The 21,252-nt window shown below is 68.1% G+C and carries 17 protein-coding genes; 1 reads left to right on the forward strand and 16 read right to left on the reverse strand.

Features of this window, described 5'->3' with window-relative positions:
- Positions 1-2: 2 nt before the first annotated feature.
- The 7 genes from ACFWPK_RS11865 to ACFWPK_RS11895 form a co-directional block, all read right to left on the reverse strand.
- Positions 3-557: an HIT family protein gene (locus tag ACFWPK_RS11865; protein ID WP_378914597.1), complete on the reverse strand. Its 555-nt coding sequence runs from the start codon at positions 555-557 to the stop codon at positions 3-5.
- Positions 554-2,617, reverse strand: coding sequence for a threonine--tRNA ligase (gene thrS, locus ACFWPK_RS11870; protein WP_378914598.1), 2,064 nt, complete (start codon positions 2,615-2,617; stop codon positions 554-556). Before thrS ends, ACFWPK_RS11865 begins: the two co-directional genes overlap by 4 nt.
- A gap of 171 nt (positions 2,618-2,788) precedes the next feature.
- Positions 2,789-3,460, reverse strand: coding sequence for a (2Fe-2S)-binding protein (locus ACFWPK_RS11875; RefSeq protein ID WP_378914599.1), 672 nt, complete (start codon positions 3,458-3,460; stop codon positions 2,789-2,791).
- Entirely contained in the window at positions 3,457-3,948 is a 492-nt protein-coding gene (locus ACFWPK_RS11880) for a TIGR02611 family protein (protein WP_378914600.1), read from the reverse strand. Before ACFWPK_RS11880 ends, ACFWPK_RS11875 begins: the two co-directional genes overlap by 4 nt.
- A 91-nt stretch (positions 3,949-4,039) precedes the next feature.
- Positions 4,040-6,265 (reverse strand): SulP family inorganic anion transporter, encoded by a 2,226-nt coding sequence (locus ACFWPK_RS11885; RefSeq protein ID WP_378914601.1) that lies wholly within the window; start codon positions 6,263-6,265, stop codon positions 4,040-4,042.
- Positions 6,266-6,484: 219 nt separating this feature from the next.
- Positions 6,485-8,707 (reverse strand): SulP family inorganic anion transporter, encoded by a 2,223-nt coding sequence (locus ACFWPK_RS11890; protein ID WP_378914602.1) that lies wholly within the window; start codon positions 8,705-8,707, stop codon positions 6,485-6,487.
- A gap of 208 nt (positions 8,708-8,915) precedes the next feature.
- Complete coding sequence (locus ACFWPK_RS11895; protein WP_378914603.1) at positions 8,916-9,701, reverse strand: tyrosine-protein phosphatase; 786 nt, start codon at positions 9,699-9,701, stop codon at positions 8,916-8,918.
- Positions 9,702-9,939: 238 nt separating this feature from the next.
- Between ACFWPK_RS11895 and ACFWPK_RS11900 the strand changes: the two genes are divergently transcribed.
- Complete coding sequence (locus ACFWPK_RS11900; RefSeq protein ID WP_378914604.1) at positions 9,940-10,734, forward strand: MBL fold metallo-hydrolase; 795 nt, start codon at positions 9,940-9,942, stop codon at positions 10,732-10,734.
- 3 nt (positions 10,735-10,737) lie between these two features.
- Here the strand turns inward: ACFWPK_RS11900 and ACFWPK_RS11905 are convergent, their stop codons facing one another.
- From ACFWPK_RS11905 to ACFWPK_RS11945, 9 genes are read right to left on the reverse strand one after another with little or no spacing between them, the layout of a single operon-like run.
- Positions 10,738-11,946, reverse strand: a complete 1,209-nt coding sequence (locus tag ACFWPK_RS11905; protein WP_378914605.1) for a cytochrome P450 — start codon at positions 11,944-11,946, stop codon at positions 10,738-10,740.
- On the reverse strand, positions 11,943-13,601 hold the full coding sequence (locus ACFWPK_RS11910) for a fatty acyl-AMP ligase (RefSeq protein WP_378914606.1): 1,659 nt from the start codon (positions 13,599-13,601) through the stop codon (positions 11,943-11,945). The genes ACFWPK_RS11905 and ACFWPK_RS11910 overlap by 4 nt, the downstream gene beginning before the upstream one ends.
- An 8-nt stretch (positions 13,602-13,609) precedes the next feature.
- Positions 13,610-14,347: a thioesterase II family protein gene (locus ACFWPK_RS11915; protein WP_378914608.1), complete on the reverse strand. Its 738-nt coding sequence runs from the start codon at positions 14,345-14,347 to the stop codon at positions 13,610-13,612.
- Positions 14,344-15,603, reverse strand: coding sequence for a cytochrome P450 (locus ACFWPK_RS11920; RefSeq protein ID WP_378914610.1), 1,260 nt, complete (start codon positions 15,601-15,603; stop codon positions 14,344-14,346). The genes ACFWPK_RS11915 and ACFWPK_RS11920 overlap by 4 nt, the downstream gene beginning before the upstream one ends.
- A complete protein-coding gene (locus ACFWPK_RS11925) occupies positions 15,600-16,490 on the reverse strand; it encodes a class I SAM-dependent methyltransferase (protein ID WP_378914612.1) in 891 nt (296 codons plus the stop codon). Before ACFWPK_RS11925 ends, ACFWPK_RS11920 begins: the two co-directional genes overlap by 4 nt.
- Positions 16,491-16,492: 2 nt before the next feature.
- A complete protein-coding gene (locus ACFWPK_RS11930) occupies positions 16,493-16,750 on the reverse strand; it encodes an acyl carrier protein (RefSeq protein WP_056810906.1) in 258 nt (85 codons plus the stop codon).
- A gap of 12 nt (positions 16,751-16,762) precedes the next feature.
- Positions 16,763-17,680 carry an acyl-CoA desaturase gene (locus ACFWPK_RS11935; protein WP_378914614.1) on the reverse strand — a complete coding sequence of 306 codons (918 nt, stop codon included), beginning with the start codon at positions 17,678-17,680 and terminating at the stop codon, positions 16,763-16,765.
- Between the two features lie 60 nt (positions 17,681-17,740).
- Positions 17,741-18,994, reverse strand: a complete 1,254-nt coding sequence (locus ACFWPK_RS11940) for an MFS transporter (protein ID WP_378914617.1) — start codon at positions 18,992-18,994, stop codon at positions 17,741-17,743.
- Positions 18,972-21,227 (reverse strand): beta-ketoacyl synthase, encoded by a 2,256-nt coding sequence (locus ACFWPK_RS11945; protein WP_378914620.1) that lies wholly within the window; start codon positions 21,225-21,227, stop codon positions 18,972-18,974. Before ACFWPK_RS11945 ends, ACFWPK_RS11940 begins: the two co-directional genes overlap by 23 nt.
- Between the last annotated feature and the right edge of the window lie 25 nt (positions 21,228-21,252).

A 21,252-nucleotide genomic window follows, 5' to 3' on the forward strand; every position in this document is an offset into this window, starting at 1 on the left:
TCTTATTCCTCCCACGCCTCCGCCAGCAGCTGCCGCGTTTCGCGCAACAACTGAGGCATCACCTTCACCCCTCCGACCACGGTGATGAAGTTCGCATCCCCGCCCCAGCGCGGAACGATGTGCTGGTGCAGGTGGTCGGCGAGCGAACCACCGGCCACACCACCGAGATTGAGACCCACGTTGAATCCGGCAGGCCGCGAGACCTGCTTCATCACGCGAATGGCCCGCTGGGTGAAGGCCATCAGTTCCGCGCTCTCGGCGGCCGTGAGGTCCTCCAGGTCGGCCACCCGGCGGTAAGGCACCACCATCATGTGCCCTGGGTTGTACGGGTACAAGTTGAGCACGGCGTAGACATGCTCGCCGCGCGCGATGATCAGGCCGTCTTCGTCCGACATCTTCGGGATATCGGTGAACGGGTGCCCGGTCGCGTCCTTGGGCTTGATCTCGCCGGTGATGTAGGACATCCGGTACGGCGTCCACAGCCGCTGGAGGCGGTCGGGCTGGCCCGCCCCGGCGTCGACGATCGAGCCGGCGTCGGGGGCGAGGTTCTCGCTCATGATCCAACCGCCGCGGAGACGACCTCGAACCCAGCGGCTGTGGGTGAGGCGTTCTCGCGGTGGGCGACCCAGGTGGTGATCGTGGCGACCGCATCGGCGACGGGCACGCCGTTGACCTGGGTGCCGTCGCGGAACCGGAAGCTCACCGCGCCCGCTTCCACGTCGCGTGCGCCCGCCAGCAGCATGAACGGCACCTTCTGCGCGGTCTGGTTGAAGATCTTCTTCTGCATCCGGTCGTCGCTGCGGTCCACCTGGGCCCGTACGCCGGCATCGCGCAACTGCTCGATCACCGAATCCAGGTGCGGGACGAAGTTTTCCGCCACCGGGATGCCGACGACCTGCACCGGCGCGAGCCAGGCGGGGAACGCACCGGCGTAGTGCTCGGTGAGCACGCCGAAGAAGCGTTCGATCGAGCCGAACAGGGCGCGGTGGATCATCACCGGACGCTGCTTGGTGCCGTCGGAGGCGGTGTATTCGAGGTCGAAGCGCTCGGGCAGGTTGAAGTCGAGCTGCACGGTCGACATCTGCCAGGTGCGGCCGAGCGCGTCCTTGACCTGCACGGAGATCTTCGGGCCGTAGAACGCGGCGCCGCCGGGGTCGGGCACCAGATCCAGGCCGGAAGCCTCGGCGACCTTCTCGAGGGTTTCGGTGGCCTCGGCCCAGAGCTCGTCCGAACCCACGTACTTCTTCGGATCCTTGGTGGACAGCTCGAGGTAGAAGTCGTCGAGGCCGTAGTCCTTCAGCAGGCCGAGGACGAACTGGAGGGTGCTGGTGAGCTCGGCGTGCATCTGCTCTTTGGTGCAGTAGATGTGCGCGTCGTCCTGGGTCATGCCGCGCACCCGGGTCAGGCCGTGGACCACGCCGGACTTCTCGTAGCGGTACACCGAACCGAACTCGAACATCCGCAGCGGCAGCTCACGGTAGGAGCGGCCGCGCGCACGGAAGATCAGGTTGTGCATCGGGCAGTTCATCGGCTTGACGTAGTAGTCCTGGCCGGGCTTGCGCACGGTGCCGTCTTCGTTGAGCTCGGCGTCGAGGTGCATCGCGGGGAACATGCCGTCGCGGTACCAGTCCAGGTGGCCGGAGGTCTCGAACAGCGCGCCCTTGGTGATGTGCGGGGTGTTGACGAACTCGTAGCCCGCGTCGATGTGGCGCTGACGCGAGTACTCCTCCATCTCCTTGCGGATGATGCCGCCCTTGGGGTGGAACACCGGCAGACCCGAACCGAGCTCGTCGGGGAAGGAGAACAGGTCGAGCTCGAGGCCCAGCTTGCGGTGGTCGCGGCGCTCGGCCTCGGCCAGCAGGTCCAGGTAGGCGTCCATCGCCTCGGTGGATTCCCACGCGGTGCCGTACACGCGCTGCAGGTCCTCGCGGTCCTGGTCACCACGCCAGTAGGCGGCCGAGGATCGGGTCAGCTTGAACGCGGGGATGAATTTGGTGGTGGGAATGTGCGGGCCGCGGCACAGGTCGCCCCACAGTTTTTCGCCGGTGCGAGGGTCGAGGTTGTCGTAGATGGTCAGCTCGTTGCCGCCGACCTCCATGATCTCGGGATCGTCGATGCCGGACTTGTCGCTGATCAGCTCCAGCTTGAACGGCTCGTTCGCCAACTCCACGCGGGCGTCGTCCACCTCGACGACGCGACGCGAAAAGCGTTGCGCGCCTTTGATGATCTTCTTCATCCGCGATTCCAGCTTGGCCAGATCCTCGGGGGTGAACGGCTTGTCGACCTGGAAGTCGTAGTAGAAGCCGTCCTTGATCGGCGGGCCGATCCCGAGTTTCGCGTCGGGGAACTCCTGCTGGACCGCCTGGGCGAGCACGTGCGCGGCCGAGTGCCGGATCACGCTTCGCCCGTCTTCACTGTTCGCGGGAACGGGCTCGACGTCGGCGTCTTCGTCCGGGATCCAGGACAGATCCTTGAGTGCGCCCTCGATATCACGCACGACGACGACCGTGTCCGGCCCCTTCGTGGGCAAGCCCGCTTCCCGTACCGCTGCGCCCGCGGTAGTCCCGGCCGGCACCCGAACGAGAGCGACGGGACTGATGGGTGCAGAGGTGGTCACGGGAATGTTCTCCTTGACGTCGATACCGGGTCCGTCCGGCGGCTCGCGCAGGGGCACCTGCGCGCCGCACCATGCTATCGGCAGCGCCGATGGGCCGTGTCGATGGACCTATGACCGCGTGTTACCGACACGCAGCCGTCTGGCGGCGGCGTCGAGCGACCGGTCGCCGATTCAGTACCGGGCGCGTGCGACTGCGGCCAGCTGTTCGGCTCGATCGGCAGGCGAACGTTTCGGGCAGCTCGTGCACATCTGCCTGCCGGGCACCTCGTAGACCAGGCAGCACGAGGCGCGCCGGACGAAGGTGCGGCCCTCGACGGTGACGAACCGTGGCGCGGGCAGGCGCGAGCCCACGTCCGCCGCCAGCCGGGTCGCGGCCTCCTTGGTGCCCGCGTCGAGCGCCCGGTTGCCGATGGCATCGGCCACGACCGCCCACAGCGACGGAGCCCCGGCCCCGGAAACCGCCGCGACCTGGGAAATCACCGCGGTCAAGGTGTCACGCAAGGCGGTCGCGACCTCCTCGGCCGCCGCCGCCCCGGTCTCGCCGCCCACGTCCGAGCGCACCGAGCGCCCGGTGGCATCGACCGGCACCCGGCGGAATTCCGCGTGCTCGACACCACCGTCCGGACGGACCGCACAGTCGAATTCGCCGAGCGCGGCGACCGGCGCGGGCGTGCCCGCCGCGTAGGCGACGGCGATCTGCTCGACCAAGGTCGAGGCGACCATGCACCACCACAGGGTGCCCGCGACCCGGGGAACATCGGTGCCCCAGGTGTGGCTCATCGCGTCGATCCGGGCCGCGACCCAATCGGGGTCGGTGAGTAGGTGGCCGGGAACGGTGCTCACGACATCAGGGGACTGCGTAACCATGGCCAATCGACTCCGATCCACCCTGCGACCATCGAATATGTACCGAGCAGCCACAACGTCACCATGACGAGGGCGAAGGTGCCCACCGCGCCGAGCACCTTGATGAACCAGCCGCGCGAGGTGTACCAGTCCATGACGATCCGGTATTTGCCGCGCACCCAGTGCAACGTGTGGTGGGCCCAGACGAACTCGGTGGCCAGGATGCCGAAGCCCGCGAACACCAGCGCCCAGCCGGGTCCGGGGTACGGGATCGTGATGATCCCGATGATCAGCACCAACCCACCGACCACGCCGACGGCGATGCGGTAGCCGACGTTGAGGGTAGGGCGCTGCGCGACGTGTTCCCGGAAGGCGCGCCAGCGGTCCTTGAAGGCGTCCCACCGGCCCCGGTCTGTGACGGACTCGTCGTCTGCGGAGTCGGGGCCGTCGGTGACGCGCTCGGCGGCGGTCGGATCGCTGGTCATGAATTCCAGCCTACGAGTCCGACCGCCGCCGAGTCGCGTCGCGCGTCTTCGCGCAGCTTGCCTCCGCCCTCGCGCACGACGGAGGTGAGCATCAACCGGTGACGGTGAGTGCGGCGTGATCGTCGATCGCGCTGACTCCGTCGAGAGTCACCTCGAGCACCCGCGATGTCGCGATGTCGAAGAACAGCCCCGACACCGCCAATCCGCGCTCGGCAACAGCGCGTCGCACCGCGGGATTGCGTCCCAGCGTCTCGAGCTGCACGGCGACATTGACCATGCTCAGCTGATCCACCTCGTCGTACCCTGCTGCCCTGGCCGCGGCGGCCACGGGATGGCCCGCGAGGAACCGCTGCAAGGTCGGCTCGGCGTGACGCAACCACGAGCTCAGGCCACCCGCGGTGTCGGCCGCGGAGTGGACCGCCTTCATCGCGCCGCACGAGGAGTGCCCGCACACCACCACCGATCGCACCGCGAGACTGTCCAGCGCGAAACTCAGTGCCGCTTCGACGGAATCGTCACCGCTGACCGGCACGAGATTGCCCACATTGCGCACGGTGAACAGATCGCCGGGCCCGCTGTTGGTGATCACATTGGGCACGATCCGCGAATCCGAGCAGGTCAGGAAGAACGAGTCCGGGTCCTGACTGTGGTGCAGCCCGTCCAGGTGCGGACGCACCACGTGGGCGTGGCCGCGATGGAAGGCCGCGACACCGGCGGTCACCGCGTCGCCGCCGGACTTCTGGTGCCGCCACGGACGGAGCATGTCGTCGATGGCGGCGCGACCGAATCCGCGGATCGGTGGCGCGGCCGGGGTGTCGGCCATCCGCGCACTGCCGATTTCGACGAAATCGACACGGCCGCCGCCGCTTTCCTGCTGTCGCTGCCAGTCCTCGATCGCCTCGAACGCGGCGTGGTCGAGGAAGTCGACGGTCATCTCGACCGTCACATCGGCGCCCGCGGGCACCTTCGTCAGTTCGCCCGCCAGCTTCGGCAGCGCGAGGAAGGTGCACGTACCGTCGATGTGGACCTGCCAGCGCCCATCGGGCAGCGGGGCAGCCGTCACCTGCACACGCACGACCCGCCACAGCAGCAATCCGAACGCCAACGCGAGCCCGATGACGACGCCTTCGAGCAGGTTGGTGAACACCACGCCGAGCACGGTCACCACATAGACCAGCAGGTCACCGGTGCGCCGGGCCAACCGGATGTGGGCCAGTTTCACCAGCTGGATGCCGATGACGATGAGCAGGCCCGCCAGCGCGGCCTTGGGAATCTGTTCCACCAGGCCGACCAGCGCGACCGAGAACAGCAGGATCCAGAGTCCGTGCAGCACAGTGGAAGCCCTGGTCCGCGCGCCTGCCTGCACATTGGTGGCGCTGCGCACGATCACGCCGGTGATCGGCAGACCACCGGCCAGGCCCGAGAGGACGTTCGCCGTGCCCTGGCCGATCAGTTCCCGATCGAATCCGGTGCGCGGACCGGTGTGCATCTTGTCGACCGCGACGGCCGAGAGCAGGCTCTCCACGCTGGCGATCAACGCGATGGTGAGCACCATCATGGCGACGGCCGACCAGTTGCCCGACGGCAGTTCCGGCAGGCCGAGCGCGTCGAAGACCGACCCGCTCAGCGCGATCCGCTCGACCTCGGGCAGTCCGAGCGAGAGCACGGTGCCCACGAGCACCGCCACCAGCGGACCCGGCACCGCGCGCAGCTTCGGTGGGACGTACTTCCAGCCGAGCATCACCGCGATCACCACGGCGCCGACGAGCGCGTCACCTCCGTGCAGCGACAGCAGCTGACCGGGGAGTTCGATCACATTGCGCAGCGCGGTGCTGTGCGAGGAACCGCCGAGCAGCACATGGACCTGCTGCAGGGCGATGGTGATGCCGATACCGGCGAGCATGGCGTGGACCACCACCGGGGCGACGGCGAGCGCGGCGCGCGCGATCCGGCTGAGTCCGAACAGGATTTGCAGCACGCCCGCGGCGACCACGATGAAACAGGTTACGCGCCAACCGAATTGCGCGATGGATTCGGCGACGACCACGGTCAGACCGGCGGCGGGGCCGCTGACCTGCAGGACCGAGCCGCCGAGCAGGCCCGCGACCACACCACCGATCACGGCGGCGGCGAGGCCGGCGGCGATGGGCGCACCGGAGGCGACCGCGATGCCGAGCGAGAGCGGCAGCGCGACAAGGAAAACGACTATGGAAGCGGGTAGATCGTGACGCAGCAGCGTCTGTTGCCACGTGGGGCGGGATGACTCGTTCGACGGGCTGTCCGCACGGGGCGGGGCATGGTCGTTCTCGACAGACATGACTCTCCTTCGCCGGCTCCCGGCGCTGGGCCGAGGCCGATCATCACAAGGGCGGTGGTGAAGCAAAGGGGGTGGAGCGAAGATTCCGGTGCATCGGCGAACCGGGAACTGGTGGAACCAACCTATTGGTAAAGAATTGGCAAAGCCAGTGTGCCGCACAAACAGTGGGTCTCGCCATAACCGCAGGCAGTCTGTGGTGTGACCCACACCTACCCCCCTTTACACGGGCTCGGCGGCGATCCTGCGGGCCTCGTCGAACCCCGAGATCCCGTCGGCGTGGATCTCGATCACCCGCGCGGTCGCCAGGTCGAAGAACAACCCGGTCACCGCGACACCGCGTTCGGCCATCGCGCTGCGGATCGCCGGATAGTCGATGAGGGTCTGCACCTGCCGGGCGACATTGACCATGCCGAGCTGGTCGACCGGGCCGAAGCCCGCGAGCTCGGCCGCCGTCGCGACCGGATGACCGCCGTGGAACGCGGCCAGGGTCGGCTGGGCGTGCGCGAGCCAGTCGTCCAGGCCCGGCCCGGCCTGAACCTGGCGGTACAACGCCTCCATCGCACCGCAGGCGCTGTGCCCGCACACCACCACCGAGCGCACGTCGAGCTTGTCCAGCGCGTAGATCAGGGCGGCCTCGACCGAGACGTCGCTGCCACCGACCGGCACCAGATTGCCGACATTGCGGACGGTGAACAGGTCGCCGGGGCCGCTGTTGGTGATGACATTGGGCACGATGCGGGCGTCGGCGCACGCCAGGAAGAAGGTGTCGGCATCGGGCCGGTGTCGCAACCCGGCCAGGTGCGGCCGCATCAGGTGCGCGTGCTTGCGGTGATAGGCCGCTATGCCTGCGGCGATCGGGTCGACGCCGCCGCTGCGCCGCCACGGCCGAATCGCCTCGTCGACCGCCTTGCGCGCGTGCCCGTGTTCCGGCGGCCCGTCGTGGGTGCGGGCCATCCTCGCGGTGCCGAGTTCCACGAAGTCGACTGTGCCGCCTCCGGATTCACGGGCGTCGGCCCAGTCCGAGAGCAACTCGCACGCCGCGTGGTCGAGAAAGTCCACACTCATTTCGACCGTCACGTCCACACCCGCGGGCACCTTCGCCAGTTCGGTCGTGAGCCGGGGCGCGGCCAGGAAGGTGCAGGTGCCCGCGATGCGCACCAGCCAGGTCCCGTCGGTGCGCGGCGCCGCGGCGATGGTGAACCGCACGACCCGCCACAGCAGCAGGGCGAACGAGGCGAGGAGCCCGATCACCATGCCCTGCAACAGGTTCAGTGCGACGACCGCGATCACGGTGACCAGGTAGACGTAGATGTCGCCGGTGCGGCGGGCCCGTTTGATATGCGCCAGCTTCACCAACTGCACCCCGATCAGCACCAGCAGCCCGGCCAGCGCCGCCGTCGGGATCTGGCGGACCAGGCCGACCAGCGCGACCGCGAACACCAGGATCCAGCCACCGTGCAGCACAGTGGCCGCCCTGCTGTGGGCGCCCGCGTTGGCGTTGGTGATGCTGCGCACGATGACCGCCGCGATCGGCAGACCACCCAGCACGCCCGAGACCATGTTCGCCGCGCCCTGACCGCGGAGTTCACGGTCGAAGTCGGTGCGCTGGTCGGGGCGCAATTTGTCGACCGCGACGGCCGAGAGCAGCGTCTCCACACTGGCGATGAGAGCGACGGTGAGCATGGTGAGCACAATCGGCAGCCATCCGCCGTGCGGCAACGCGGGCAACCCGATCCCGTCGAGCAGCGAGCCGTCGAGGCGCACCCGTTCCACTGTCATCGGCAGCACCAGTGAGACCACCGTCGCCGCCACTACCGCGACCAGCGGGCCGGGCACCACCCGTACCCGGCGCGGCAGATACTGCCATCCGATCAGCACGGCGATCACCAGCAATCCGACGAACAAGTCACCCTTCTGCACCGACATCACCTGACGCGGCAGCTCTGCGATGCTGGCCCACGGCGAACTGACCGTCGTTCCGCCCAGCAGCACGTGCACCTGTTGCAGGGCGATGATCACCCCGATGCCGGCGAGCATCGCGTGCACCACCACCGGCGCGATACCCAGCACGGCTCGCGCGACGCGGCTGAGCCCGAACAGGATCTGCAGTACACCCGCCCCGACGGTGATGAAACACATGGCGGCCCAGCCGAATTGCTGGACCGCTCCCGCCACCACGACGGCGAGACTCGCGGTCGGCCCACTGACCTGAACCTTCGAGCCGCCGAGTAATCCCGCGACCACCCCGCCGACGGCGGCCGCGATGAGCCCGGCGACGACAGGCGCGCCGGAGGCAAGGGCGACCCCGAGCGACAGCGGCAGCGCGACGAGAAACACCACGAGTGACGCTGGAAGATCTTGCTGGAGAACCGATTTCAGTGACGCATGTGACAGCGTGCGCGCTGTCGCTGTGGTGGTGCCCGGATCATTGTCGGTCATCATTCTCCTTCGCCGGGGCGGATGGGCTCCCGGTTCATCGGTCGAACATGCACTGGCAATTGATGCTGAGCTGCGAGCGAACGGCGGATCTGCAGCACTACTCGAAAGAGAGCGGACTCCAGACACAGAGTCGCGTCAATAGTAAAGAACTTCCCAAGCATTAGAAAATGTTCTGGGAAGAATGGGACGAAATCGCCGTCGATCTGTGACCTCAGTCACAGAGCAGGCTGTCGGCCAACTGCCGCTGCGTCGCCTGGTCGAGTCCGGCGCGGGTCGCCCACGCGGTGGCGCCACCGTGCTCGGTGTCCAGGTGGATCAGGAACTGGCGCATGGTGCTCGCGTCGGCGGCGAAGACCCAGGCGGGGAGCCGATCTGCCGCGTCGTCGGCCGGTCGAACCTCCCGTCCGCTGCGGGCCCGCAGCGCCGCGATGTTCGCGGTGGTGGCGGCGTAGTCGGCGATGATGTCGTCCGCGCGCACCCCGGCGACGGCCAGCAGCAGCGCGATCACCACCCCGGTGCGATCCTTGCCCGCGGCGCAGTGGACCAGCGCGGGCAACTGACCCGGGGCCGCGAGCAGGCGCAGCACGGCGGCGATGTTCTCGCTGCTGTGCTCGAGGTATTCGCAGTACCGGTCGAACATGCTCCCGTCGGGCGAGACCTCGGTCAGGTCGAGGCGCACCCGGTCCGCGCCGTAGACGTGCAGGTTGCGGTAGTCGGCCACGGCGTCGACCACGGCACCTGTTCCGTCCGTGACGATCTCGCCCGGCGCACGCAGGTCGACGATCGTGCGCAGTCCGCATTCGGTCAGCAGGAACGACACATCGCCTGCGTCCAGCTCGGTCAGCCGGTCCGACCGCAGTACCCGCAAGCGGCGCACCTGCCGCCCGTCCGTCGTTCGCAAGCCACCCAGGTCCCGCGCGTTCACCGCACCGCGCAGCGGCAATTCCCGGCCCATCGAAGAACTCACACCGTTGGTCATCACAAACCCCGTTCTCATTTTCACAGCACCTGGTCGCAAACGTTGATCAACAGTATTCGGTGCCGAACACCGCGAATTCCGAAATCCACTCTCCCGCAACGACCTTCCGCGCAATTGCCCTGGTCAGGGCGTCGACGGCGCTTATTCGATCGGGAAATGCGATGGACGGATCGGAATGTTCGATACGAAACGGCGGGGGTCAGTTCCCATCGATACCGTCGGGCACGGAAACTTTCCGTGTCGAAAGGTACGTCGAATGCACCTGACAATCGTCGGAAATCGAGCGGGTATGCCCGCCGACGGCGCCGCCAGTTCGGGCTATCTGGTCGAAACCGGCCAGTCGAGAATTCTGCTCGACTGTGGCCCCGGAATCGCGGTGATGCTCGGCAACTACCTGCACGCGAGCCTGCTCGACGCGGTGGTCATCAGCCACCTGCACCTGGATCACTGCTACGACGTGCTGCCCATCGGCAAACAGGCGATGCGCAGAGCGGCCGATGCCCCGGACCGCCGGATCAAGCTGTTCGTGCCGAAAGGCGCTCGCGCGAAACTGGATCAGCTCGCCGCACTGTTCCCGGTCAAGACCTTCCCTGATCTGAACCGGGCGTTCGACCTGGCCTACGAGGTCATCGAGTACGAGCGCGGCGAGACCCACGCACTCGCCGACTGCACCATCGAGCTGGTGCCCATGGTGCACACCGAACCCGACTGCGGCGTCCGGATCGAAAGCCCCACGGGCAGTATCGCGTTCACCGGTGATACCGGCTGGAACGACAACCTGGTCGCGCTCGCCGCCGATGTCGACATCTTTCTGGCCGAGTCCACTCTCGTCGAGCCGGATCGCACACCGCACGGCCACCTTTCGGCCACCGAGGTCGGGCGGGCCGCCGCTGCCGCGGGTGCGCGCTCGGTGGTGCTGACCCATTTCGGTTCGGCACAGCAGGAGTGGCAGCAGGCTCGACGCGACGACGTGTCCGCCGAATTCGACGGACCCGTCCACCTCAGCGCACCCGGCATGCGGTTCTCGCTGCCCGCCGAACAGCCGCGCTGAGCGCTACACCGCGACGGTCAGTGTCGCGAGGCCGCGCAGGTTGATCCGACCGTTCCACGTCTGATCGACCACCGCGGCCTCGGGAAAGCGGGTCACGAAGCGCGGGAACACGATCCGGGCCTCCATCCGCACCAGGGCGGCACCGAGGCAGTGGTGGATGCCCGCGCCGAGCGAGACGTTCTGGTGCGCGTTCGGCCGATCCAGGCGTAGCCGGTCGGCGTCCGCGCCCCAGAATTCCGGGTCCCGGTTGGCGGCGGCCAGGGCGCCGATCACCCAGCTGCCCGCGGGGATCTCGTGGCCACCGATGTGCAACGGCGCGAGGGTGATCCGGCGCATCAGGTGCACCGGGGTGTCGAAACGCATCAGTTCGTCGACGGCGTCGGCCGCGAGGTCGGGCTCGGTTCGCAGCCGCCGCGCCTGGTCGGGATGCCGCAGCAGCGACAGGATTCCGCTGCCGAGGTGGGTCACCGTGGTCTCGTGGCCCGCGATGTAGAGGAACATCACCTGCGAGATCAGCTCGTCCTCGTTGAGCATGTCGCCGTTGTCCTCGGCACTGATCAGCGCGGTGAGCAGATCGTCGCCGGGGGTGGCGCGTTTCCAGCGGATCAGTTCACGGACCATCCCGAACAGTTCCTGGTTGGCCGCCCTGATCCGTTCCTGGGTCTGCGGGCTCGCGAAGGGCTCGAACACCAGCACGACGATCTCGGTGAGCTCGCGCAGCCGGGTGTGCTCGCCCACCGGGATGCCGAGCATCTCCGAGATGATGGTGAAGGGCAGCGGAAAGGCCAGTTCGGCAATGACATCGGCCGTGCCCGCCGCGGCGATGCGGGCCAGCGCCTCCTCGACCAGTTCCTCGACCCGCGGCTGCAGCGATTCGATGGACCGGGGCGTGAAGGCCTTCGACACCAGGCGCCGGAGCCGGGTGTGGTCGGGCGGGTCCTGATCCAGCATCGACAGCCCACCCATCACGCGGCTCTCCTTGCGGACCTCGGTGCTGCCGCTCTTCCACGCGGGCAGATGCCGCAGGTGCTGCTCGTCGACGGAGTGCGCCGAACGTTGCAGGGCGGCCACGTCGGCGTGCCGGGAGATGATCCAGAATCCGAGCGGATGTTCTTGCGCGGGTCCCGCGGCGCGGAGCTGGGCGTAGTGCGGATAGGGGTCGTCGGCGAATCCCGGTGCGGTGGGGTCGAAGACGAAGGTCTCGGTGCTCATTCCAGGTATCGCTTTCTTGCCGCTGCTCGCATGATCTTTCCGCTGCTCGTCTTCTGCACCGTGTCCGGCGCGGCCAGCACCACGTCCGCGACGGCGATTTCGTGTTCCTGCATCACCGCCGCCCTGATGACGCCCGCGATGTCGTCGGCGCCCGCGTCGGCGTCGCGCTTGATCTCCTGGACGACGACCAGTTTCTCGCCATCACGCCCCGGCACCGCGAACGCCGCGCCACTGCCGGGTCGCAGCGCCGGGTGCGCGCGCTGCACGGTGTGCTCGATGTCGTGCGGGTAGTAGTTGCGGCCACGCAGGATGATGATGTCCTTGAGGCGGCCCACCACATACAGCTCACCGTCGACGACCATGCCGAGGTCGCCCGTGCGCAGGTAGGTGCGCTCGGGATCGTCGGCGCGGCGGGCGTGGAAGGTCTCGGTGGTCGCTTCCGGCAGGCCCCAATAGCCCTGGGCGACATGGTCACCCGCCACCCAGATCTCGCCGGCCCGACCTTCCTGGCACAGCTCGCCCGTCGCCGGGTCGACGATGCGCAGGTCCTCACCGGGCAGCACCACCCCCGAGCCGACGAGCGTGCGGCCCCGATCCACCCCGGCCGCGACATAACGTCGATCGGCGAGCGCGTCGATATCGGCATCCAGCAACCGCGGACCCCGGCCCTTCCCGCTCGCCGACACCAGCAGGGTGGCCTCCGCGAGGCCGTAGCACGGGAACACCGCCTGGGCGCCGAACCCCAGTGGCGCGAACGTTTTCGCGAACCGGTCCAGGGTCTGCGCCCGGATCGGCTCGGCGCCGTTGAAGGCGACCTTCCAGCTGCTCAGGTCCAGGTCGGGCAGTTCCCCGGCCGCGGCGCGCGCGACACACGCGTCGAAGGCGAAGTTCGGGCCGCCGCTTGTGTGCGCGCGATAGTGCGAGATGGCCTCGAGCCACCGCAGTGGCCGCCGGATGAAGGTGGTGGGCGACATCATGACCGTCGTCGCGCCGACGTACACCGGTTGCAGCACATTGCCGATCAGGCCCTGATCGTGGAAGAAGGGCGCCCAGCCGACCACGGTCGAGTCCCGGTCGTGGCCGAAACTGTGCCGGATCATCTCCTCGTTGGCCACCAGGTTCCGATGCGTCACCATGACACCCTTGGGCGCGGAGGTCGACCCGGAGGTGTACTGCAAAAATGCCACGGAATCGGGATCGGCGGTCACCGGGGTGAAAGAGGTTTCCGCCGTGGACAACTCGTCGACGACCAGCCACTGCCGTGCGGTGCAGAGCGGCTCGAGTACCGGTCGCAGTGTCTCGACCAGCCCGCCGATCGTCAGCACGGCCGTGGGCGCGCAGTCGGCGACGATGGAGCGAGTCGCGTCCTGGACCTTGCCGCGACGCGGCGGATTCACCGGCACGGCAACGATATTCGCGTAGAGGCAGCCGAAGTAGGCGGTGATGAATTCGACGCACTGCGGGAAAACCAGCAGGGCGCGCTCGCCCGGTTCGCACCGCGAGCGCAGCAGTCCCGCCACCGCCATCGCTTGTTCGTGGAGTTCGCGATAGGTCGTCGTGGTGTGCTCGGCGCCGTTGTCGTCGAGGAAGATGTAGGCGATGCGGTCCGGCTCGTCGACGGCGCGACGCGCGAGGATGTCGGGAAGTAGCAGCACGTCGGTCCTCAGGTCAGGGCGGCGGTCATGATCGCCGCGATAGCCGCGCGATGTCGATGGTGGAACAGGTGATCACCGGTGAACTCGTGTGTGGCGAACGGGCCGTCGGTGAGCGAGCCCCACGCCCACACCTCGTCCGGATCGGCGATCGGGTCCTCGGTGCCGTAGAACGTCGCGATCGGGCAGCCGAGCCGGGGCCGCGGCTGGTGGCTGTACTCCTCGGACAACTCCAGGTCCGCCCGGGTCAGCGGCAGCGCGTACCGCAGGAAACTCGCGCTGCGGCCCGCCGCGCCCCACGCTCCCATCGCGGCCATCGCGTCGGCGAAGTCGTTGTCGGGCAGGCGATGCAGGACCGCGCGACTCGCCGCCAGGTGTGGTGCTCGGCGACCGGACACGAACAGGTGGACCGGTGGCCTGCCCGCGACGGTCAGCGCGCGAGCCAGTTCATAGGCGATCAGCGCGCCCATGCTGTGGCCGTAGATCGCTACCGGCTCTTCGCCCGATTCGGTTATCTGGCCGACCAATTCGCCGACCGCCTCGCCGACCCGGTGCAGCGGCGGATGTTGCGCGACGTCCTCGCGGCCGGGCAGCTGGACCCGGACCACCCCGATCTCGGGTCCGAACAGCTCCGGCCAGCGGTTGAACGACGACGCCCCGGCGCCCGCGTGCGGGATACACACCAGCCGCACCTCGGCGGGCGCGGCGTCGCTGCGCAACCACGATTTGACCAGTCCGGTGCCCGTCATCGTGCCCGCCGCACATCGACGGGAAGGCTTTTCAGGCCGCGCACGATGAAACTGTGGTCCTGCCACTCGAGGTCGGCCGACCGGGGTGCCAGGTCGTCCGAACGGACGAACAGGTACTCGAAGGCGACCTGTGCCTGCAGTTCGGCGAGCAGCCCGCCCAGGCAGCCGTGCATGCCGTGGCCGAATCCGAGATGCCCACCGCCGGTGCGAGTCAGGTCGAACTCGTCGGGCCTGGCGAAGACGGCGGGGTCGCGGTTGGCCGCGCCCAGACACACCAGGATCTGCTCGCCCGCCGAGATCGACGCACCGTCGAGCTGGATATCACGGGTGGCCAGGCGCTTGGTCAACTGCAGCGGAGGGTCGTAGCGCAGGGCCTCGGTGACCGCCGCCTCGACCGATTCCGGCCCGCGGCGCAGCAGCGCGGCCTGCTCGGGGTGCCGCAGCAGGGCGAGCGTCCCGTTGCCGATCAGCGATTTGGTGGTCTCGTTGCCTGCGACGAAACACATGATGCAGACGAACACCAGTTCCTCGTCGGTCAGCACGTCCCCGCCCGCGGTCCGCGCGGCGAGCAACTGGCTGATCAGATCGGTGCCGGGCCGGGCTCGCCGCTCGGGCAACACGGCATCGATGGCCGCGGCGAACTCCTCGACCACCGCGCAGACCCGCTCGAAGTCCCCGGCTTTCATCATGCCGGGTTCGAGCAGGAATCGGATGTCGTGGGTCCACGGCCCGACCTGCGCGCGCAACGGCTCGGGCAGGTCCATCCACTCACACAGCACGGCCACCGGCAGCGGCGCGGCCAGGTCCGCGATCACGTCCATGCCGCCGTCGCGCCAGGCCCGTTCCATCAGGTCGCCGGCGACCCGGGTCACCAGCGGGCGCAGCGACTCCACCGACCGGGCGGTGAACACCCGGTTCACCAGTCCGCGCAACCGCGCGTGATCGGGATTGTCGGTGAACACCAACGACTTCCGCCCGAGCCGTTCGATCTGCGCGACGCTGCAGGGCCCGAGCCGCTCGGCCTGTCTGCTCACCAGACTGGGAATCAGACCGGCGCCGAACGAGCGATCGTGCAGCACCCCACGGACTTCGGCATGCCGGGTGAGCACCCACATGCCCAGCGTCCGGTGCACCGGTTCGGCCTCGCGCAACTGCTGGTAGAGCGGATACGGGTCGTGCCGGAACTCGGCACTGAACGGATTGAACCGGACCCGTGTCCTGGTCGCCGCGACGGGTTCGGGCGAATGCGTGGTCATGCCGACCGCACGCGGTCGGTGAAGAATCCGGTGCGGTAGGGCACCAGCACGAGCCGAAGCAGGCCGATCTTGCCCATCCGGAAACCGAGCGCCGACAGCTTGAGGTAGCGCTCGTAGCGGGCCACCACATCGCCGCCGACGATCTCGGTGGCCTCTGCGCGGTGGGCCCGCAGCCTGCGCGCCCACTGTTCACAGGTCCAGGCGTAGTCGAGGCGCCCGTTGCTGATCGAGCGCACCTCGAACAGTCCCTCGGCCGCGGCGGTGATCTCGGCCAGGGTCGGCAGGTCGGCGTCGGGGAAGATCTCCTGCTGCATGAAGGCACTGGCCTGTTCGCGCGACATGTTCGCGTAGGCGATGGTCTGCAGCGACAGCGTGCCGTCGGGCTCGAGCCAATCGCGGCACCGCGTGAAGAACTCCCGGTACACACCGATCTTCTCGTCCGGCGAATCGTCAGGAGTAGCGAAGTGTTCGAAGGCGCCGATCGAGATGATGCCGTCGAATCGGGTGTCCGGCTCGTAGTGCAGCCAGTTCTCGGTCCGCACTTCGACGCCGGGGTAGGCGCGCGATCGCACGAACTCGGCCTGCTCGGGGCTCAGCGTCAGCCCGACGGACCTGGCGACCCCGGCGTGTGCCAGCCGCTCGAGGATCGCGCCCCAGCCACAACCGATGTCGAGCACGGTCGCGGCGCGCTCGGCGTCGATCGCGTCCAGGTGGAAGCGCAGCTTGCGGTCCTGGGCGAGTTCCAGTGTGTCGTCCGGGTTTTCGCGCAGTGCGCAGGAATAGGTCAACGACTCGTCGAGCCAGAGCCGGTAGAAATCGTTGCCCGCGTCGTAGTGGTGACGGATCGCTGCGGCGGCCGCGGTGGACCGCTCGGTATGGACCGACATCGCTACCCCACACTCCGCCGGCTCTGCTCGTGCAGGTAGGCGGCGACGGCGTCGAGGTTCGGGTTGTCGAACAGGTCCTCGGGTGCCAGATCGACACCGTAGCGGTCCTCGACCTCGATCAGCAGCGCGACGGCGAGCGCCGAGTCGATGCCGAGGCGGTCGAAATCGGTGGCCGGGTCGATGGTGGCGGCCGGTACCTCGAGCAGACTCGCGAGGTATTCCTGGCACCAGGTGACAATGGCTTCTTTACTCGTATCCACGGTGAGAATTCCTTAGATTCGCTTGGCTGCCATGCGTTCGGCGGACGGCATTTTCAGGTCCCAGGCGAGACCACAGAATGCCAGTGTTCTGATGAGCCAGAAACCGGGGTCGAGTCGATACCAGTCCAACCCGAAGGAGGGCGACTCGGGAAACGCGTGGTGATTGTTGTGCCACGACTCCCCCAGCGTCGCCAGGGCGAATACGCCACCGTTGTGGCTGTTCTCGCGGGATTCGTAATTGCGGGTGCCGAACATGTGCAGGAACGAATTGATCGCCCAGACGATGTGTTCGAGGACGAAGATGCGCACCAGCCCACCCCACAGCAGGCCGGCGACGGCGCCGGTCCAGCTCCACGAGACCAGGCCGCCGATCACGGTCGGGATCAGCAGCCCGAGCGCCACCCAGTAGTAGTAGAGGCGGGCGATGCGGACCAGGCCCCGGTCTTTGATCAGGTCGGGTGCGTAGTGCACCACATTGGGGTATTCGTGGCGGCGCATCCACAGGAAATGCGAGTGGGCCAGGCCGCGCAGCGCACCGCGCAGGCCGTCACCGGCGAGGTTGGGTGAGTGCGGGTCGCCCTCACGATCGCTGTATTCGTGGTGGCGCCGGTGCAGGGCGACCCAGGAGATGACCGGGCCCTGGCCTGCCATCGAACCGAGGATCGCGAGAACCCATGACACCCACGGCGCCGCTTTGAACGTGCGGTGGGTGAACAGCCGGTGATAGCCGACGGTGACGGCGAGTCCGGTGAGCAGCCACATCACGAAGAGCAGGGCGAATTCCAGCACACCGAAGGGCCGGACCAGCAGGAAGGCGAAAGCTACGACCGTGCCGATGATCGGGAGAATATCGAACAACAGGAAGTGGCGCCGTTGCAGTCGGTGGATATAGGGACTACTGATCGTTTTTCTGCGCGGATCGGAGTTCATTGTTCAATTCACCTCAGCGGTATAGAAACCGGGCTGAACATTAGTACCGTAACCGTGTGTTCAGCGGTCGGCGACGGCGTGTGACAATTGCCGATCGCCGGATCGGAATTGTTTATGACGGATCAGCGACAGCGCGACACTGATCGCGCCGAAGCCGGTGGCGAACATCCAGATGTGATCGGTACCGAAGACCGCGATGACGGCTCCGCCGATCGCAGAGCCGAGGGCGGCCCCGAGATACATCGCCGACCCGTTGAGCGACAGCAACATCGGTGCCTGCTCGGGGGTCGCGTCGGCGATCATGCTGTGCTGCTGCGCGGGCAGGAAGGCCCAGCCGACCACACCCCACACCGTGACGAAGGCGACGGTGGTCGCCAGGGTGTGCGCGGCGATCGGCTGCCAGGCCAGGTTCGCGGTGAAGATCGTCAACGCGCCCAGAAGTACCGGCCGCGCACCGAATCGGTCGACCAGCATGCTCCCGCCCCACAGGCCGACCATCGCCCCGACGCCGTGCGCCATGATCAGCGCGCCGACATAGGCCGCTCCCACGGCCGGGACCTCGGCATAGATCGGGCCGACGTAGGTGAAGATCATCAATCCCGCGGTCATTCCGGAGATCGTCACCGCGAGCCCCAGCCACACCGGTGGGTGACGCAAGGGTGCGAGGCGCCGGCGCAGCGACACCACAGGTGTGGTGTCGCCCGCCGGAACCGTCCACGCCACACCGGCAGTCGTGATCAGCGCCACCACGGCGACGACGACGAACGCCATCCGCCACGACGACAGCCCGGCCACCCACACCCCGAGCGGCACACCCGCCACGGTGGCGATCGAGATGCCACCGAGGATGACCGCCAGCGCCCGTCCTCGACGGTCCGCTGTGGCCATCCCGGCAGCCGTCGCGGCCGCGAGGGGCACATAGATCCCCGCGACGCACCCGGCCCCGATGCGAGCCACCGCCATCACCCACGGCGACCAAGCCAGCGCGGCAAGCAGATTGACGACGGCGAACAGCGCGATCGCGGTGAGCAGCAGCCGCCGTGGCGAACGCACCCGCAGCGCGGTGACCACGACGGGCGCGGCGAGGGCGTAGGCCAGGGAGTAGCCGGTGACGAACAGTCCGGCACCGGCGACGGAGACCCGCAGGTCGGCCGCCATCGGTGTCAGTACCCCGGCGACGAGGTAGTTGTCGGTCCCGGCGCAGAACGCGCCGAGCGCCAGCACCAGGACCGGCAACCACCGAATCGATGAGGGTGCGGCATCGGCGACGATCACCGGATGCCCGTGCACCTCACCAGGGTTGGGCGTCGGCATCGCGCAACTCCACGGCGACATCGATGAGTTCGTAGATCCGCATGGCCGGTTTCCAGACGCTCGCGTCGGCGATCACCCGGATCCGGCCGGGGCGCCGTTCGACGCTCTTGATGTGCACCTCGAGGGTCATCTGCTCGTCGCCGGCCAGGATCTGCCCGCGATAGCGCCACGACAACGCCACCCCGACCGGGAGGACGAACTCCGGCGCGACCAGCTCGGCGGCGAGACCGGTGTCCACCGTCCACTCCTGCATCGCCTGGATCACCGCCTCGACACCGAGGGATCCCGGCATCACGGGGTCGAGATAGAAGTGGTAGCCGAAGAACCAATCGCCTGCGCCGACCGCACGGGTGGCACGCAGATAGCCGAGCCCGAAGGCGCCTGCGCCGTCGACGGTCTCGATGCGGTCGAGCATCGCCAGGTGCCCGGTCGCGCACGGGATGCCGGTGCCCGCGGCTCGTCTCGCGGCCACGTCGATCACGCGGACAGCGGGGCGTTGTTCCTGGCTGTCGAGCCACGTCGGCACGAACTCGCCGTTGTCGAGTCCGTTCTGGTTCGCCAGCGCCGGGGCGTTGAAGAAGCCGAACAGCGACTCCCCCGCGTAGAACGGTTCACCGTCCACCGCGAGCTCGTAGGAGAAGGTCTGCAACACGACACCGACCAGGACGGTGGTGTCGATCAGCCTGCTGGTCTGCTGGATCGTCTTGTCCCGCAGGTCGACCTCGCGCAGCACCGTCGCGGAGCCGTCGAGATTGCGCAGACTGAAGTCCTCCTGGGGCGAGGTGAGGGTGGCGCCGAGGAAGTAGCCCAGCAGCAGCGCGGACTGCAGGGAGGTCTCCATGTAGACGACGTTGGGCATGGAGGCATTGGCCGATTCCGTGTAGTACCAGGAGTCGGCGGGCGAGTCGTACTCGGTGTGCGAGCTGCCCTTTTCGAGCCTGCCACGTCGGCCGTCGACGGCCATCACCCGGTCGCAGAGCTGGAGTCCGTGGTTGGGCATGCGCGTGGCCCGGCGGCCCGCGTAGGCCGAGAACTCCGGGCCGAGCGCGATGCCGAGGTCGCCGCGGGCGCTGTGGGTCATATGGAACTCGCCGAGCAGGGCACGCTGACCGAAGACGTTGCGGCGGCCGAGGAATCGGGGAATCTCACCGCCGGCGTCGGGACCGATCGGCAGTCCCTGTTCCTCCCTGATCTCCAGGGTGAGGCCGTGGACGCGGGCCACTACTACTCCCGCGCAACGGATTTCGGCATCGACCCGGAGCCAGGGGCGCGGCAGCAGGTCGATCTGGACCACGTCGGCGATCAGCTCGGCGGGTCCTGCCATCGGTGCGGACACGGTCACTTCGAGTGGCTCGCCCGCCTGGAATCGGGCGCCTGCCAGGCACAGCTGCAGGCCCGCGCGCACCGCGAGGACCTGGGCGGCCTGCCAGGTGAGCTCGGTTGCCGCGGTGACCGGATCGGGGCCATCGATCCGGCACGTCGCCCGCAATCGACCTCTGGCCCATGGGCCTTCGCGACCGGCGATCTCGAGCACCTCGGTGAGGTTTGCGTGGGTGCCCTCGGTCAGCCGAATGTCGGGGTTGACGCCTTCCTGGTCGTAGGCCGGGCCGAAAACGGCAGCGACTTCGCCCCTGCCCAGTGCGGCGAGAGCGGTGCCGTCCACGGCGGTGATCGGTGTGCGAGCCAGGAACTTGAAGGCATTCATGGTGGTCGCGGGCGGTGGCAGCTCGAAAACCACCGGGTGTCCCGGCGCGGCGGAGACCGTGAGGCCGGTCGCCGGCGCGTGGTCGATCATGACCGCGAAGGACTGTTCGGCCCAGGTAGCAGGGGCGGGTACGGGTTCCTGGACAGTCCGGGCGCTCTGCTCGTGGCGACCGAGGGTGTCGAGCGCACGCCGCTGCAATGCGGTCTGTACGTCCATCGCCGACAGGTGTGCGGCGACCAGCTCGGACCGAACCTCTTGCAGCAGCGCGGAAATGGGGTCGGCGGGCACGTTGCCCGCCACCACCGGCGCGGTGACCGAGCGCGCTGGTGCGGTGGGTCGTTGTACCGGCACGGTGGACGGCTGCATCGCGGGTACCGAGGGAGCCGCCGGTGCGATGGACTGTTGGGGTGCCGGTGCGGTCGACGGTTGCGGGGCGGGGCTGGTGGCAGGCTCCAGTGCCAGCGACCAGGCGAGGACGTCGAAGGGCTCACCGTCGAAGTCGAGGGTGTCCAGTGGTGTGGTGGTCATCGGATCTCCGTTCCTGACATCGACG

The organism is Nocardia sp. NPDC058519 (assembly GCF_042719755.1).
GTDB lineage: Bacteria > Actinomycetota > Actinomycetes > Mycobacteriales > Mycobacteriaceae > Nocardia.

Coding starts and splice junctions, on each gene's coding strand:
- ACFWPK_RS11905 (WP_378914605.1), bottom strand. CDS start 11,946: ATGAGCACCGAGACCTTCGTCTTCGACCCCACCGCACCGGGATTCGCC.
- ACFWPK_RS11945 (WP_378914620.1), bottom strand. CDS start 21,227: ATGACCACCACACCACTGGACACCCTCGACTTCGACGGTGAGCCCTTC.
- ACFWPK_RS11885 (WP_378914601.1), bottom strand. CDS start 6,265: ATGTCTGTCGAGAACGACCATGCCCCGCCCCGTGCGGACAGCCCGTCG.
- ACFWPK_RS11890 (WP_378914602.1), bottom strand. CDS start 8,707: ATGATGACCGACAATGATCCGGGCACCACCACAGCGACAGCGCGCACG.
- ACFWPK_RS11915 (WP_378914608.1), bottom strand. CDS start 14,347: ATGACGGGCACCGGACTGGTCAAATCGTGGTTGCGCAGCGACGCCGCG.
- ACFWPK_RS11865 (WP_378914597.1), bottom strand. CDS start 557: ATGAGCGAGAACCTCGCCCCCGACGCCGGCTCGATCGTCGACGCCGGG.
- ACFWPK_RS11900 (WP_378914604.1), top strand. CDS start 9,940: ATGCACCTGACAATCGTCGGAAATCGAGCGGGTATGCCCGCCGACGGC.
- ACFWPK_RS11935 (WP_378914614.1), bottom strand. CDS start 17,680: ATGAACTCCGATCCGCGCAGAAAAACGATCAGTAGTCCCTATATCCAC.
- ACFWPK_RS11895 (WP_378914603.1), bottom strand. CDS start 9,701: ATGAGAACGGGGTTTGTGATGACCAACGGTGTGAGTTCTTCGATGGGC.
- ACFWPK_RS11920 (WP_378914610.1), bottom strand. CDS start 15,603: ATGACCACGCATTCGCCCGAACCCGTCGCGGCGACCAGGACACGGGTC.
- ACFWPK_RS11925 (WP_378914612.1), bottom strand. CDS start 16,490: ATGTCGGTCCATACCGAGCGGTCCACCGCGGCCGCCGCAGCGATCCGT.
- ACFWPK_RS11940 (WP_378914617.1), bottom strand. CDS start 18,994: ATGCCGACGCCCAACCCTGGTGAGGTGCACGGGCATCCGGTGATCGTC.
- ACFWPK_RS11880 (WP_378914600.1), bottom strand. CDS start 3,948: ATGACCAGCGATCCGACCGCCGCCGAGCGCGTCACCGACGGCCCCGAC.